The following is a 16,550-nucleotide window of genomic DNA, read 5'->3' as shown; positions in this document are numbered from 1 at the left end:
GATTCTAGAAAATGAGTCGCGAAATGTTACAGCTGGCCGAAGCGCTGGCAAGTGAAAAAAACGTTGAAACGGAAGTCGTATTCAAAGCCCTTGAATTCGCCCTCTCTACTGCTGCCAAGAAAAAAGCCGACCGCGAGCACATGGACGTGCGCGTCGAAATCGACCGCGATACCGGCGAATACCAAACCTTCCGCCGCTGGCTGATTGTTGCCGATGAAGACTACACCTACCCCGACGTAGAAAAAACCATCGAGGAAATCCAAGAAGAAATTCCCGGCACAACCATCCAAATCGGCGAATACTACGAAGAGCAGCTGCCAAACGAAGGCTTCGGCCGCCAAGCAGCTCAAACTGCCAAACAAATCATTCTGCAACGCATCCGCGATGCAGAGCGCGAGCAAAACCTGAACGAGTTCCTCGCTTCTAAAGAAGACATCGTTTCCGGTACGGTAAAACGTGTCGAGCGCCACGGCATCATCGTTGAAGTCGTCGCGGGCAAACTTGACGCCCTGATTCCGCGCGAAGAAATGATTCCGCGCGAAAACTTCCGCAGCGGCGACCGCATCCGCGCCCTCTTCCTGCGTGTGGACGAAATCGGCAATACCGGCCGCAAACAAGTCATTTTGAGCCGTACCAGCGGCGACTTCTTGGCCAAACTCTACGCCAACGAAGTACCTGAAATTGCAGACGGCCTGTTGGAAATCCGCGAAGTAGCACGCGATCCAGGCCAACGCGCCAAAGTTGCCGTTAAGGCCAACGACCAACGCATCGACCCGCAAGGTACTTGTATCGGCGTGCGCGGTTCCCGTGTTAACGCTGTGAGCAACGAATTGTCCGGCGAACGCATCGACATCGTATTATGGTCTCCTGAGCCGGCCCAATTCGTGATGAATGCGCTGTCTCCTGCCGAAGTGAGCCGCATCGTGATTGACGAAGACAAACACGCCGTTGATGTAATTGTTGATGAAAACCAACTGGCGCTGGCCATTGGCCGCGGCGGTCAAAACGTCCGTTTGGCTTCCATCCTGACAGGCTGGCAGCTGAACATTATGACCGTTGAAGAAGCCGACGAGCGCAATGCCGCCGAAGACGCGGTTATCCGCAACCTCTTCACCACCCACTTGAACATCGACGACGAAACCGCCGATATCTTGGTGGAAGAAGGCTTTGCCACATTGGAAGAAGTTGCTTACGTTCCAGCGGCAGAATTGCTCTCGATTGACGGCTTTGACGAAGAAATCGTTGAAACCCTGCGCAATCGCGCACGCGATGCGATCCTGACCATTACCATCGCCGCAGAAGAAAAACTGGGGGAAGTGTCTGAAGACATGCGCAATCTGAACGGCGTAGATTCCGATATGTTGCGCAAACTGGCCGAAGCCGGCGTTACCCAACGCGATGATCTGGCCGAATTGTCTGTTGACGAATTGGTCGAAATTACCGGTGTTGACGAAGAAGAAGCCAAAAAAGTGATTTTGGCTGCACGCGAACACTGGTTTACTGAAGAAAACAACTAAGGGGGTACTGAATGAGTAATACAACCGTAGCGCAATTTGCCGCCGAACTAAACCGCCCCGTCGATGATTTGCTTAAACAATTGAAAGAAGCCGGGGTCAACAAAAACAGCGGTAATGACAGCATAACCACTGACGACAAACAACTGTTGACTGCTTACCTGCAAAAGAAAAACGGCAGCAACAGCGGCACCATCAGCATCCGCCGCAAAAAAACCGAAGTCAGCACCGTTGACGGCGTAAAAGTGGAAACTCGCCGCCGCAGCCGTGCCGTTACCATTCCTTCTTCCGAAGAGTTGGCAGCGGAAGCCAAAGCCAAAGTAGCAGCGGAAAACCAAAAAGCCGAAGCAGAAAAAGCAGCCGCCCAAGCTGCCGAAGAAAAAGCCAAAGCTGAAGCAGAAGCTGCCGCAAAAGCTGAAGCCCGTGCCAAAGCAGAGGCCGAAGCAGCCAGACTGAAAGCAGCCAAAGCCGCACCCAAAGCGGAAGGCAAACCTGCCGAAGCAAAAAAAGAAGAAGCCAAACCGGTTGAAACCGTAGAAGCTAAGACCGAAGCTAAAGTAGACAACAAGCCGTCTGAAAAATCCGTTGAAGCTGAAAAACCAGCCGAAGCCAAAAAACCTGCCAAAGCCAAACAAGACAAAGGCGGAAAAGGCAAAGAAACGAAAAAGGCAGCCAAACCTGCCGCTCCTGCCGTACCGCAACCTGTCGTCAGCGTGGAAGAACAGGCTCAACGCGATGAAGAAGCCCGTCGTGCCGCTGCCCTGCGTGCGCATCAAGAAGCCTTGTTGAAAGAAAAACAAGAGCGTCAAGCGCGTCGCGAAGCCATAAAACAACAGGCTGAGAAAGACTCAAAACCTACGAAAGAAGCCAGATCAGGCGAACGCAATAAACCTGCCGAGAAAGCCAAAGCAGCATCCGGCGAAGGCAAATCCGAACACAACGCGCGCGGTAAAAAAGAAGACCGTCGTGAGCGTGATGAAGACATTCAAGGCCGCAATACTAAAGGCAAAGGCGGCAAAGGTGGTCGCGACCGCAACAATACACGCACTGGCGACGACGAGCGCGTACGCGGCGGCAAAAAAGGCAAAAAACTCAAACTTGAGCCAAACCAACACGCCTTCCAAGCACCAACCGAACCTGTCGTACATGAAGTTTTGGTACCTGAAACCATTACCGTTGCCGACTTGGCACACAAAATGGCCGTTAAAGGCGTCGAAGTGGTTAAAGCCCTGATGAAAATGGGCATGATGGTAACCATCAACCAATCTATCGACCAAGACACTGCCCTGATTGTCGTGGAAGAACTCGGCCACATCGGCAAACCTGCCGCAGCCGACGACCCTGAAGCATTCTTGGATGAAGGCGTTGAAGCAGTAGAAGCCGAAGCATTGCCGCGTCCTCCGGTTGTTACCGTAATGGGTCACGTTGACCACGGTAAAACTTCCCTGCTGGACTACATCCGCCGCGCCAAAGTGGTACAAGGCGAAGCGGGTGGCATTACCCAACACATCGGTGCATACCACGTTGAAACCCCACGCGGCGTGATTACCTTCTTGGATACTCCGGGTCACGAAGCGTTTACCGCCATGCGTGCGCGCGGTGCGAAAGCAACCGATATCGTGATTCTTGTGGTTGCAGCCGACGACGGCGTGATGCCGCAAACCATCGAGGCGATTGCCCACGCTAAAGCTGCGGGCGTACCGATGGTGGTTGCCGTCAACAAAATCGATAAAGAAGCTGCCAACCCAGAACGTATCCGCCAAGAGCTGACTGCGCACGAAGTCGTGCCTGACGAATGGGGCGGCGATGTACAGTTCATCGACGTTTCTGCTAAAAAAGGCCTGAACATCGATGCATTGCTCGAAGCCGTCTTGCTCGAAGCTGAAGTTTTGGAACTGACTGCCCCAGTCGATGCACCTGCCAAAGGTATCATCGTAGAGGCACGTTTGGACAAAGGCCGTGGCGCAGTTGCCACATTGCTGGTTCAAAGCGGTACACTGAAAAAAGGCGATATGCTGCTGGCCGGTACTGCATTCGGTAAAATCCGTGCAATGGTTGACGAAAACGGCAAAGCCATCAATGAAGCCGGTCCGTCTATCCCTGTCGAAATCCTCGGCTTGTCCGACGTACCGAACGCAGGCGAAGATGCAATGGTATTGGCCGACGAGAAAAAAGCGCGCGAAATCGCCCTCTTCCGTCAAGGCAAATACCGCGACGTGCGCTTGGCCAAACAACAGGCCGCAAAACTGGAAAACATGTTCAACAACATGGGCGAAAACCAAGCCCAATCCTTGTCTGTCATCATCAAAGCAGACGTACAAGGTTCTTACGAAGCTTTGGCGGGCAGCCTGAAAAAACTGTCCACTGACGAAGTGAAAGTGAACGTGTTGCACAGCGGCGTTGGCGGCATTACCGAATCTGATGTCAACTTGGCCATCGCTTCCGGCGCATTCATCATCGGCTTTAACGTCCGTGCAGATGCTTCCGCACGCAAACTGGCTGAGAATGAAAACGTGGAAATCCGTTACTACAACATCATTTACGATGCCATCGACGATGTGAAAGCCGCCATGAGCGGTATGCTCTCTCCGGAAGAGAAAGAGCAAGTAACCGGTACGGTCGAAATCCGTCAGGTTATCTCCGTTTCCAAAGTCGGCAACATTGCAGGCTGTATGGTTACCGACGGTGTGGTCAAACGCGATTCCCATGTCCGCCTCATCCGCAACAACGTGGTTATCCATACCGGTGAGCTGTCTTCTTTGAAACGCTACAAAGACGACGTCAAAGAAGTCCGCATGGGCTTCGAGTGTGGTCTGATGCTCAAAGGCTACAACGAGATTATGGAAGGCGACCAACTCGAATGTTTCGACATCGTCGAAGTTGCCCGTACTCTGTAATCAGACAGGCCGTCTGAAAAATCAGAAGCAGGTTTTGCAATGCGAAACCTGCTTCTTTTTTCAGACGGCCTTTTTACAACCATTCATAGTTTGAAACTATGAAAATTGATGTGTGGTATATAAGAAACAAAACAGCCATACAAGGCAAAGCCATTTAGCAAAGGAATAGACGGCAGACAAAGCCTGATAAAGCTCTCTATATATTGTCATATCTTAACGTTTCTGTTGTTTTTATCAAATTTCGGCACTAGTATATACAGCCTAAACACAATACAAATTAAGCAATACCGGCCATATGCCGGATACGTTTACTTCCTTGTTACTCTCATCAATATCTAAAGAAAATATCATGACAATCGAAAAAGCAATGCGCACCTCCAATGCGCAATTTGAATTACGACATTTAGAGCAATTACAACCTTCCTTCCTTGAACAAGTAACGACAGGCACGTCGGAAGATGACGTTTATTATGTAACCCTCAGTGACGATACAATCATTGAAAACCCAAATGGCGGCGATGATACGGTTTGCAGCAACGTCAGCTATACCCTTCCAAACCACGTTAAAAACCTTGTTTTGACCGGTACAGCCAACATTTTCGGTGCTGGCAACAACAGCAACAACATCCTCATCGGCAATGAAGGCCGCAACCGCCTCAACAGCGGGCGCGGTGACGACATCGTTTACGGCGGTGGCGGCAACGATGTTATCAATGGGGGCGAAGGCAACGACCTTCTTTTCGGCGAAACAGGCAATGACATCCTCAACGGCGAAGCAGGCAACGATGTGCTTGAAGGTGGCGAAGGCGACGATACCTACCTCTTCTCTGACAAAAGCGAGCAAGACACCATCATCGATAATCAAGGCCACAACAGCATCCGCTTTCATACTGATCTGAGCCTTAACGATTTAACCGTTGAAGTCCAAAACAACGAAACCGATGGTAAAGACTGGGTGATTGCCGTAAAAAACAGCAACGCCGTTTTAACCATCAAAAACCAATACACTCAAAACGGTACAACACCGGCAGTCTCCCACTTCATCATTGGCACACAAAAACTGGATGTAAACAACTTTGCCAAATATTTCGATATTTCCCTGGCTGAGCATACCGAAATCGGTCAGACCATCGATGGCAGCGACGACAATGACTACCTGATCGGCACATCCGGCGATGATATGATCGACGGCAAAGCCGATGCCGACATTATGGAAGGTGGGGACGGCAATGACACTTACTACGTTGATGATGTAAAAGACGTGGTGATTGAACAGGCTGGTGGCGGCGAAGATACCGTATTCAGCAGCATTTCCCATACTGCCGCTACCCACGTCGAAAATGTTACCCTGACCGGCTCAGCCAATATTTTTGCCGCCGGCAACAACAGCAATAACATCCTGACCGGTAACGAAGGCCGCAACCGCCTCAATAGCGGACGCGGTGATGATACCGTTTACGGCATGGGTGGCAACGACAACCTCAATGGCGGCGAGGGCAATGATTATCTGGATGGCGGCAACGGCAACGATGTCATCAACGGTGATACAGGCAACGACATTTTGGTGGGCGGCAACGGTAAAGACATTCTGAAAGGCGGCGCCGGAAACGATACCTATATCTACGGCGACAACGATACCATTATCGACAACCAAGGAATCAATACCCTCAAGTTTTCAGACGGCCTGAACAATGCCAAGCTCAACCTGAAGACCATTCATAACGATGATGGCAGCCAAAGCTGGGAAATTACTTCCGAACAAGGTTCTGCCCTGATTCAAAACCAAATCGGTGCGGATGGCAGCATTTCTATCGACCGCTTCCAGTTTAACGACCAAACTTACACTGCCACTCAGTTCCAACAAGCCTTTCAACCTGTGAAAGCTGAAACCATTAAATTTGCCGGTACTGACGGCGATGACACTTTGCATGGTAATGCAGCCAACAATGAAATCGACGGCGGCAACGACGGCCATGACACCCTCTATGGCCACGACGGCGATGACATCTTGCGCGAACACAGTGAAACCTATTACAGCACTGAGCCAGATTCCGACGATAAACTCTACGGCGGCAACGGTAACGACAAACTCTATGCCCATGTAGGCGCAGACTTACTCGACGGCGGCGCAGGCAATGATTATCTGGAAGGCGGCGAACACAACGATACCTATGTTTTCGGAAAGGGTTACGGTCACGACACCATTTTTGACTTCAACTTCGGTTTTGATAGCGAGGCAAGCCTACACAGACTCAACGCTAATGTCGTTAAATTTTCCGGCGGCATTACCCTTGACGACCTCGAAATTACCGTTAAAAAAGGTTACGACAAAACCAGTATTGCCAACATGCCTGACAGCAACAAATTTGTATCCAATCCCCTGTTGGATGGCGATACTTGGCATATCCGCATTAAAGGCACAGACGATGTTTTGACTATCAAAAACCAAAGCGGTATTTATGGTGCGATTTCTGAATTTCAGTTTGACGGCAATACCTCATACAGCACGGGCGAGCTAATCAACCACTTCAAACTACCTATCCCGCACATGATCGGCAACACAAACGTCGTCCAATACACCGGCCAACCCGTTGAAGAACTCAACCGTGATGTGTACAACAACTTTAACCACACCATCCACGCCGATAGCGACAACAGCGATTTAGATTTGTCGCGTTACACTTCTGTTGTCGAATACAGGGGCAATCGCAGCGATGAAACCATTACTTTGGGTCGAGGCATCAACATCGTCGATACAGCCAGCGGCAACGATACCATTACCGACCCGGGTGCCGAAAACACCGTTATCATGTTTGGTAGAAACAGCGGCAATGATACCTTTAATCCGTATGGTGGCAGCGATACCCAAGTCCTTTTCAAAGAAGGGCTGACGCTGAAAGATTTACAGTTGAAAACCGGCGATGATTGGGTCTTAACCATCAAAGATACAGGCGACACCCTGACCATCCATGACATTGCCAACAATAATGTCGACAGCTTTGTATTCGGAAACGGTAAGAGCTACACCGCCGACGAAATCAACAAAGCACTGATTACTGAAAATACACAAAACAACGGTATCCTGTAAAACTCAAAGGCCGTCTGAAACCTTAATTCAGACGGCCTTTGTCCTTTGCTGATTTATTTATCGTTCTGCTATATAATTATTCTCATTCGAATTCACAAGAAAGAATAAAAATGGATGCCTTAAATCTCCTCACCACGCGTCGCTCTTCCAAAAAACTGACTGCTCCGGCACCCAATGCCGAGCAACTGGAACAAATGCTGCAAGCGGCAACACAAGTACCCGATCACGGCAATATGCGCCCTTACCGCTTTACTGTAATTCAAAGCGAAGCCGGTTTGCAACGTTTCCGCGAGCTTTTGAGCAAGACCGTTACCGAACTCAACTTCGGCGATGATGCCATGAAAAAAGCCGAACGCGTCGGCAACATGGCGCCTATGATTATCGGCGTTACATTCACGCCGAACCGTGAAGTGGCAAAACCCAAACCTGAATGGGAACAAATGTTGACTGCCGGCTGCGCCGCCTATGCTTTACAACTGGCTGCTTCTGCTCAAGGCTTCGACAATGTTTGGATTACGGGCATGTGGGTCAACAGCCCATTGTTGCGCGAAGCATTTGAGTGTACCTACAAAGACAAAATCATTGGCCTGATGATGATTGGTTCGCCGACCGAAGAAGGAAGCGGCCCGAAAAATACCAACTTAGAATGTTTTACAACTTATTGGTAAAGCCTGAAAATACTAAGGCCGTCTGAAAAACCTGATTTAATGGTTTTCAGACGGCCTTTTTATGTCTCTTGTCAAAATATCAAGCAGGATTCATAAACGCTTCAACTTCTTCCAAAGAAATATCTGCCGTTGCACCATGACGTGAAGCAACCAACGCTCCCAGTGCACAAGCAAAAGCAATGGCTTCTTGAGGAGGCGCATTGTTCAACAGTTTGTAAGTCAAACCGCCAAGGAAGCTGTCGCCGGAGCCGACGGTATCCACCACTTTGACACGGAAACCGCAATGACGGTATAACTCGCCGTTCTTATACAAAACCGCGCCATGGCTGCCCAAAGTCACGCAAAGGATTTTGACGCCGGTCAGCTCAACGAGGTAGCTGATATTTTGCTCGATACTGTGATAAGGAGAACCGTAAGCCGCAGCCAACTCATACAGCTCATCATCATTGAGTTTGACCATATCAGACTGTTTCATGGTCTCCAGCAAGCGGGTAATATCGTAATGTGGCTTACGCAGATTAACGTCAAAAATTTTGAATTTGGCTTCTTTCAGCAAAACTGCCAAGCTTTTACGCGAAACTTCATCACGGGTTGCCAAGCTGCCAAAAACGAAAGCATCGGATTCTGCTACACGTTTGATTGCCGCATCATCAACCGCAATCCTGTCCCACGCGCAAGGATAAACAATCTCATAAGACGCGCTGCCACACTTGTCCAAGTGTACTTTCACCAAGCTGGTCGCACATTCGTGACAAACCTGCAAATAATCAGTGTTGACGTTTTTGCTTTGAATCTGGCGTAGCAATTCTTCGCCATCGGCATCATCGCCGCGACGGCTGATAATGGCAGTATCGATACCCAAAGACTGCAAACGAACGGTAACATTCAGGGGTGCACCACCCAATACCTTTCCGTTTGGAAAATCGTCCCACAGCACTTCGCCGAAACTGGTTACTTTCATTCTTAACCTTCCTTATTTGAGGTTGATTGGCAGGGTCTGCACACCCGACAGATTTTTTGCAAATCATGTACTTGTAGTAAAACTCCAGCATCGGGGGCAAAAGTATTATGTTTTAAAATATTGGGACTGACAAGCAATTAAGGGCATATCAGACAATAAACTTGATTCATCACAAAATTATATTGTCCCTATTTTTTCTTTTTCTTTCACATTTATCCCCTCTCATTTCATTAAAACAAAATATTCTGAAATTTAAATACAAAAGGCCGTCTGAAAACTGATTCAATCAATTTTCAGACGGCCTTTATCGCAGCATTGCAGCGATTAAACTACAACTTCTTCTTTTTTCTTCACTTCTTTGGCAATGTTCTCACGACTCAAGCCAAACATCAGCAAGAGCGGGCTGGCAACCAATACGGAAGAGTAAATACCGAACACAATACCGATGGTCAGCGCCATAGAGAAACCGTGCAAGGCTGCACCGCCGAACACCAGCATAGAAACAACCATTGCCTCGGTCGAACCGTGGGTAATGATGGTACGGCTCATGGTTGCGGTAATCGCGTTGTCGATGACTTCCGGCACAGTGTGGCCACGCATATGCGGCTTACGGAAGTTTTCACGAATACGGTCAAACACCACCACGGATTCGTTCACGGAATAACCCAAAACCGCCAAAATACCTGCCAAGACAGTCAGAGAGAATTCCCATTGGAAGAAGGCGAAACAGCCGAGAATAATCACGATATCGTGCATATTCGCAATAATCGCGGACACTGCAAAACGCCACTCAAAACGCATGGACAAGTAAATAATAATACCTGCCACCACGAATCCCAATGCCATCAAACCATTGGTAACCAATTCTTCACCAACCTGAGGGCCGATAAATTCGACTTGGCGCAAGGTAACGTCAGGATTATCTTTTTTCAGCAAATCCATTACTTGGTTGGACAGCTGGGCTGACGTTACGCCTTCTTTGTTCGGCAGGCGAATCATGATGTGCTTGTTCGTACCCAATGCCTGAACCTGTACATCACCCATTTTCAGCGTATCGAGGCGTTCGCGTGTTTTATTAACATCCACGCCCTGCTGATATTGGACTTCCATCACCGTACCGCCGGTAAATTCGACGGAGAAATTCAGGCCTTTGGTTACCAAAAAGAACACGGCGGCGATAAACGTAACCAACGAAATAAAGGTCGTCAGTTTGCCGTAGCTCATAAACGGAATATCGCGTTTGATTTTAAATAATTCCATGTTTTACTCCTTGCCTTCTGCCATTTCAGCTTTCGGCTTCCATACCGCACCAATGGAAATATTCCGCAATTTGCGACGGCGGCCGTACCACAGGTTGACCAAAGCACGGAACACGACCACAGACGAGTACATCGAGGTCAGAATACCGATACAGTGCACAACAGCAAAACCACGTACCGGGCCGGAACCGAATACCAACAAAGCGATACCAGCAATCAGAGAGGTCAAGTTAGAGTCGACAATGGTTGCCCAAGCATGTTGGAAACCGAGGTTGATGGCCTGTTGAGGTGGTATGCCTCCGCGTAATTCTTCACGGATACGCTCGTTAATCAATACGTTAGAGTCAATCGCCATACCCAATGTCAATGCCAACGCGGCAATACCCGGCAGGGTCAGCGTTGCCTGCATGGCAGACAAAATACCTACCAAGAACAAGATATTGGTACTCAAAGCGATGGTAGAGAAGAAACCCATCAGGCGGTAGTAAACCACCATAAACGCAGCAACAGCGGCAAAGCCCCACAAAGTGGAATTGAAACCTTTTTCAATGTTTTCTTTACCTAAAGACGGACCGATGGTACGTTCTTCAACAATTTGCATAGGCGCAGCCAGCGAGCCGGCACGCAGCAACAATGAAGTATCGTTGGCTTCGGCAGTTGTCATGCTGCCGGAAATTTCTACACGACCACCGGTAATGGCGGAGCGGATGACAGGCGCGGTCACGACTTCGGATTTACCTTGGTCGATCAACACCATAGCCATACGTTTACCCACATTGGCCGAAGTCAATTCGCCAAAAATGCTGCCACCTGCGCTGTCCAAGCTCAGGCTCACGGCAGGCGCACCCATTTGGTCAAAGCTAGGTTGCGCGTCGTTGATGTTGTCGCCGGTCAATTCAACTTGTTTGTTGACCAAAATAGTTTCCGGATGATCGCCACCGCTTGACAGTAACTCATAACCAGTCGGTACATTACCGTTTAAGGCTTCTTGAAGTTTAATCGGATCGTCTTCCACCATGCGTACTTCCAAAGTCGCGGTACGACCGATAATGTCTTTGGCTTTGGCAGTATCTTGCACGCCCGGCAGCTGTACAACAATGCGGTCAAGACCGGATTGTTGGATAACCGGTTCTGCCACACCCAATTCGTTCACACGGTTGTGCAAAGTGTTGATGTTTTGTTTCACTGCATCAGAGCGTACTTTATTGATCGCCTCTTCAGACAGAGTCAGCACAATATTGTTGCCGTCCGCAAGCAAAGTGGCTTCAGGAAACATCTTTTGCAACTGAGGCAAGGCCTTTTGTACATCGGCGGCATCTTGCAGAGGCACAGTCAGACCATTTTCAGCCTGATGCACCGTACCGGTACGGATTTTTTCGCGGCGCAATTCGCGGCGGATGTCGCCGGCGTAACGTTCAAACGTTTTCTGCATCGCGGCTTTCATGTCCACCTGCATGGTGAAATGCACGCCGCCACGCAAGTCCAAACCCAAGAACATCGGATTGGCTTTAATTTTCGCCATCCACTCAGGACTGTCCGCCAAAAGGTTGAGCGCGGTAATATAGCCTTCGCCCAAAGTGTTTTCAATGACATCACGCGCTTTCAGTTGCGTTTCAGTATCTTTAAAACGCACTTTCAGCGAGTTATCGACAATGAACATACCGTCAGTCTGAATACCTGCGCTTTGCAACGCAGAAGACACTTTAGACTGGGTTTGCTCATTGATAACGATGGCTTGTCGGTTGGTTGATACCTGTACGGCAGGCGTTTCACCGAAAAGGTTGGGCAGCGAATAAACAGCCGCAACCACAATCGTGAACGCAATCAGCAGGTATTTCCATAAAGGATAACGGTTCATGGTAAACCTTTGCTTTATTTATAAAGGCAAACAGCCGCACTCGGAAAATGAGGCGGCTTTTCGCAAAAAAACGGATTATTCGGCTTTCGCGGCAATCGCGTTGCGTTCCACTTCTACTTCGATTCTCGCACCTTGGCCGATGTCGACAGTGTAGAATTGCTCGCCGACTTTGGTCACGCGGCCTTTGAAACCTGCAGCCAAAACGACTTTATCGCCTACTTTCAAAGCAGCCAGCATAGCTTGATGTGCTTTGAATTTCTTTTGTTGAGGACGCATAATCAGGAAGTAAAACACCACCATAATCAACAGTAAAGGGGCAAATTGAGCCACAGCTTGATTCATAATATATCCGTTCTTTTGAGTTTTAAGATAAAGTAAAAAACTGCATACAGTCCAAAACGCAGTTGGTCGGACTGTAAAATTGAGCTATTCTAAAGGCCGTCTGAAAAATTTCCAAGCATTTCCGTATTTATTAACCATATTTAGCAGTCCGTGCGACTCGTTCGATACACACTTTCCATGCTTAAAAAAATCATTTGGCGCGTGCGTACCCTGCTGCGTCGACTACTCGGCAAAAATGCCCGCACCGTATGGATTTCCCATCCGATATTTCTGCAGCACCAGCCGGGACCCAACCATCCCGACAGGCCCAAACGCATCAGCGCCATTCAAACCGCCTTAAAACAAGAAGGCATTTGGCGTCGCCTGCAAACCGCCGAAGCACCGGAAATCAAAGATGCGCAGCTGGCATTGGTCCACTCGCGCAACTATCTGCACGAGTTGGAAGCCGCCCAGCCGCTCCCCGGTAAAATCCACCGTATCGACGACGATACGGTCATCTGCCACGACTCCCTCCAAGCCGCCCGTTTTGCGGCCGGAGCCGTTGTTAAAGCAGTCGATATGGTGATGCACAAAAAGGCCTGGCATGCTTTTTGCGCCATCCGCCCACCCGGCCACCATGCCCACAGCAACAGCGCCGGCGGATTCTGCCTCGTCAACAACACTGCCGCCGGCGTGATGCACGCCATTGCCCAATACCGCCTGCAACGCATCGCCGTCATCGATTTCGACGCCCACTTCGGCGACGGTACGGCGGAGATTCTCCGAGACGATCCGCGCGTGATGTTTTTCAACCTGTTTGAAACCGACATCTTCCCCTTCCCGGAGGCGGAACAATACGCCGGCAGCAAAAATATGCTGCATACGCCCCTCAAACCGGGCACAGGCAGCCGTATCTTCCGTACGACCATCCGTGAACAATGGCTGCCCAAGCTGGAAGCTTTCCGCCCCGAGTTGGTGTTGCTTTCAGCTGGTTTTGACGGGCACAAACAAGACGAAACAGGCCGTCTGAACCTGCATGAAGCCGATTTTGCCTGGCTGACGCACAAAATCGTCCAAGCAACGGCAAGCTGTCAGGGGCGTGTCGTTTCCGTACTGGAAGGCGGCTATACCTTGAAATCCATGTCCAAATCCGCCGCCGCCCACATCCGCGTATTAGCAGGCTTGAGCAAGGCCGATTACGTCATCGCCTACCAAAAGCATTTGAAGCGCGGCAAAAGTAACAATCCTACGCAATAACGCATTTAAACTATCGACCCCAGGCCGTCTGAAAACATATTATCCGTTTCAGACGGCCTTTTCTTCATTTACAATTTACACACCTTAATTTGAGCGAAGACAAACCATTTTCATATTATCAGTAGTAAAATAACAAAAATAAAACGTACAAATAAAAAATAGTTCATACACCTCACTGCTACCCTTTTCCCAATTGACCGTCTTTTTCAGACGGCCTCCACAAAAAAAGGAGCGTTACAATGAAAGCAGCACGTTTTTACAACAAAGGCGACATCCGCATCGAAGACATTCCCGAGCCAACCGTCGCTCCGGGTACTGTCGGCATTAATGTTGCGTGGTGCGGTATCTGCGGTACCGACCTGCACGAATTCATGGAAGGCCCGATTTTCATTCCACCTTGCGGCCATCCACACCCAATCTCCGGCGAGTCTGCGCCAGTTACCATGGGTCACGAGTTCTCCGGCGTGGTTTATGCCGTAGGCGAAGGCGTGGACGACATCAAAGTCGGCCAACACGTTGTCGTTGAACCCTACATCATCCGCGACGACGTACCGACCGGCGAAGGCAGCAACTACCACCTCTCCAAAGACATGAACTTCATCGGCTTGGGTGGCTGCGGTGGCGGCTTGTCTGAAAAAATCGCCGTCAAACGCCGTTGGGTACACCCTATTTCCGACAAAATCCCATTGGACCAAGCTGCTTTGATTGAGCCTCTGTCTGTCGGCCACCATGCTTATGTACGCAGTGGCGCGAAAGAAGGCGATGTCGCATTGGTCGGCGGCGCAGGCCCAATCGGTTTGCTGTTGGCTGCCGTACTGAAAGCCAAAGGCATCAAAGTCATCATCACCGAATTGAGCAAAGCACGTAAAGACAAAGCACGCGAAGCCGGTGTGGCCGACTACATCCTCGACCCGTCCGAAGTCGATGTCGTTGAAGAAGTGAAAAAACTGACCAACGGCGAAGGCGTAGATGTCGCATTCGAATGCACCAGCGTCAACAAAGTACTGGACACCATGGTCGAAGCGTGCCGTCCGACTGCGAAAGTCGTCATCGTATCCATTTGGAGCCACCCCGCTACCATCAACGTCCACAGCGTTGTGATGAAAGAGCTGGACGTGCGCGGCACCATTGCCTACTGCAACGACCACGCAGAAACCATCAAATTGGTTGAAGAAGGTAAAATCAACCTTGAGCCTTTCATTACCCAACGCATCAAACTGGACGAATTGATTTCCGAAGGCTTCGAGCGCTTGATCCACAACAACGAATCCGCAGTAAAAATCATTGTCAATCCTAATCTTCAATCCTAAAGCTTAAAGAATAAACAGGCCGTCTGAAACTTTTCAGACGGCCTGTGTACTTGATAAATTCCCGAATGGCCCAATCCTCTGCCAACCATTCACTTATCAAGAGCAAAATCTCATGAATCCAAAATACGCCCCACTCTTTCAAACATACACCCTCAATAACGGCGTAACCATCAAAAACCGCCTTGTCGTCGCCCCCATGACCCATTTCGGCTCACAAGCCGACGGTTTGATCAGCGACCAAGAGCGTACCTTCCTCAGCAACCGCGCAGGCGATATGGGCTTGTTTATCACTGCCGCCACTTTGGTTCAAAAAGACGGCAAAGCCTTTCACGGCCAACCTGAAGCCACAGGCGAACACTGCCTCGACAGCCTGAAAGAAACTGCACAAATCCTGCAACAACAAGGCGCAAAAGCGATTTTGCAAATCCATCACGGCGGTGCCAAAGCCATTGATGACCTTTTGGACGGTCTCGACAAAATCAGCGCTTCCGCCAGCGAAGCTGAACACGCACGCGAAGCGACCGCAGAAGAAGTTGAAGCACTCATCGCCTCTTATGCGCAAGCCGCCGATTTGGCACTTCGTGCCGGTTTTGACGGCGTGGAAATCCACGGTGCGAACGGCTATCTGATCCAACAGTTTTACTCTGCCCAAAGCAACCGCCGCAACGACCAATGGGGCGGCAGCTTGGAAAACAGAATGCGCTTCCCTCTGGCCGTGATCGATGCCGTGGTTGCCGTCCGTGAAAAACACCAGCGCAACGACTTCATCATCGGCTACCGCTTCTCCCCCGAAGAGCCGGGCGACGACGGCTTAACCATGACCGAAACCGGCGCACTGATTGACGCATTGGTACAAAAACCGCTGCAATATCTGCACGTTTCCTTGTGGGAATTTGATAAAAAAATCCGTCGCGGCGGCGATGCCGCCCAAACCCGTATGCAGTTTATCCACGAACGCATCAACGGCAAACTGCCGCTTATCGGCGTGGGCAACCTGTTTACCGCCGACCAAATTTTGGCCGCCTATGAAACCGGCTGGGCAGAATTTATCGCATTGGGCAAAACCGTAATGATTAATCCGCACATCGCCACGCAAATCCGTGAAGGCCGCGAAGATGAAATCGAAACGCAACTCGATCCGACGCGCGCCGACCATTACGGCCTCCCAGACACCTTGTGGGGATTTGCCTCCAGCGGTACGCAATCATGGCTGCCGCCGGTAAAAGGCGCAGAATGGAAACCGATGGATATTTAATCATCGATTCATAAACAAAGGCCGTCTGAAACTTTTCAGACGGCCTTTGTTTGGGTACAAACATTGAATTATCAAGCATTTTTTTGTACAATTCCGCATCTTTCAATCTATTGCAGGGCGTGTTGCACACGCCCTTATTTTAGCCTGTTTTCCAACACCCAT

At 49.8% G+C, this 16,550-nt stretch carries 11 protein-coding genes; 7 read left to right on the top strand and 4 right to left on the bottom strand.

What is annotated here, in order from left to right; genetic code table 11:
* The first annotated feature begins 11 nt into the window (after nt 1-11).
* The 4 genes from nusA to HMPREF2865_RS02905 all read left to right on the top strand — a co-directional run bounded on the left by nusA (nt 12) and on the right by HMPREF2865_RS02905 (nt 8,167).
* Nucleotides 12-1,517 carry a transcription termination factor NusA gene (gene nusA, locus HMPREF2865_RS02920; protein WP_070645487.1) on the top strand — a complete coding sequence of 502 codons (1,506 nt, stop codon included), beginning with the start codon at nt 12-14 and terminating at the stop codon, nt 1,515-1,517.
* A gap of 11 nt (nt 1,518-1,528) precedes the next feature.
* The gene (infB, locus tag HMPREF2865_RS02915; protein ID WP_070645485.1) at nt 1,529-4,411 is read left to right on the top strand and encodes a translation initiation factor IF-2; all 2,883 of its coding nucleotides are present in this window, start codon (nt 1,529-1,531) and stop codon (nt 4,409-4,411) included.
* A gap of 349 nt (nt 4,412-4,760) precedes the next feature.
* Complete coding sequence (locus tag HMPREF2865_RS02910) at nt 4,761-7,499, top strand: calcium-binding protein (RefSeq protein WP_070645483.1); 2,739 nt, start codon at nt 4,761-4,763, stop codon at nt 7,497-7,499.
* A 110-nt stretch (nt 7,500-7,609) separates the two neighbouring features.
* Nucleotides 7,610-8,167, top strand: coding sequence for a nitroreductase family protein (locus HMPREF2865_RS02905; RefSeq protein WP_070645481.1), 558 nt, complete (start codon nt 7,610-7,612; stop codon nt 8,165-8,167).
* Nucleotides 8,168-8,246: 79 nt separating this feature from the next.
* Here HMPREF2865_RS02905 and HMPREF2865_RS02900 read toward each other — a convergent pair whose 3' ends face one another.
* The 4 genes from HMPREF2865_RS02900 to yajC form a co-directional block, all read right to left on the bottom strand.
* Nucleotides 8,247-9,128 carry a carbohydrate kinase family protein gene (locus tag HMPREF2865_RS02900; protein ID WP_070645479.1) on the bottom strand — a complete coding sequence of 294 codons (882 nt, stop codon included), beginning with the start codon at nt 9,126-9,128 and terminating at the stop codon, nt 8,247-8,249.
* Between the two features lie 324 nt (nt 9,129-9,452).
* Nucleotides 9,453-10,388 (bottom strand): protein translocase subunit SecF, encoded by a 936-nt coding sequence (gene secF, locus HMPREF2865_RS02895; RefSeq protein ID WP_003686183.1) that lies wholly within the window; start codon nt 10,386-10,388, stop codon nt 9,453-9,455.
* Nucleotides 10,389-10,391: 3 nt separating this feature from the next.
* Nucleotides 10,392-12,245, bottom strand: coding sequence for a protein translocase subunit SecD (gene secD / locus HMPREF2865_RS02890; RefSeq protein ID WP_070461343.1), 1,854 nt, complete (start codon nt 12,243-12,245; stop codon nt 10,392-10,394).
* Nucleotides 12,246-12,320: 75 nt separating this feature from the next.
* The gene (gene yajC, locus HMPREF2865_RS02885; protein ID WP_003678762.1) at nt 12,321-12,587 is read right to left on the bottom strand and encodes a preprotein translocase subunit YajC; all 267 of its coding nucleotides are present in this window, start codon (nt 12,585-12,587) and stop codon (nt 12,321-12,323) included.
* A 177-nt stretch (nt 12,588-12,764) separates the two neighbouring features.
* Between yajC and HMPREF2865_RS02880 the strand changes: the two genes are divergently transcribed.
* The 3 genes from HMPREF2865_RS02880 to HMPREF2865_RS02870 all read left to right on the top strand — a co-directional run bounded on the left by HMPREF2865_RS02880 (nt 12,765) and on the right by HMPREF2865_RS02870 (nt 16,388).
* Entirely contained in the window at nt 12,765-13,823 is a 1,059-nt protein-coding gene (locus HMPREF2865_RS02880; protein WP_070645477.1) for a histone deacetylase family protein, read from the top strand.
* 239 nt (nt 13,824-14,062) lie between these two features.
* On the top strand, nt 14,063-15,133 hold the full coding sequence (locus HMPREF2865_RS02875) for a 2,3-butanediol dehydrogenase (protein ID WP_070645476.1): 1,071 nt from the start codon (nt 14,063-14,065) through the stop codon (nt 15,131-15,133).
* A 112-nt stretch (nt 15,134-15,245) separates the two neighbouring features.
* Nucleotides 15,246-16,388 carry an NADH-dependent flavin oxidoreductase gene (locus HMPREF2865_RS02870; RefSeq protein ID WP_070645474.1) on the top strand — a complete coding sequence of 381 codons (1,143 nt, stop codon included), beginning with the start codon at nt 15,246-15,248 and terminating at the stop codon, nt 16,386-16,388.
* The last annotated feature ends 162 nt before the right edge of the window (nt 16,389-16,550 follow it).

Source organism: Neisseria sp. HMSC073G10 (assembly GCF_001812605.1).
GTDB classification, from domain to species: Bacteria; Pseudomonadota; Gammaproteobacteria; order Burkholderiales; family Neisseriaceae; genus Neisseria; species Neisseria subflava_A.
This window is presented reverse-complemented; position numbering and strand designations above follow the sequence as displayed.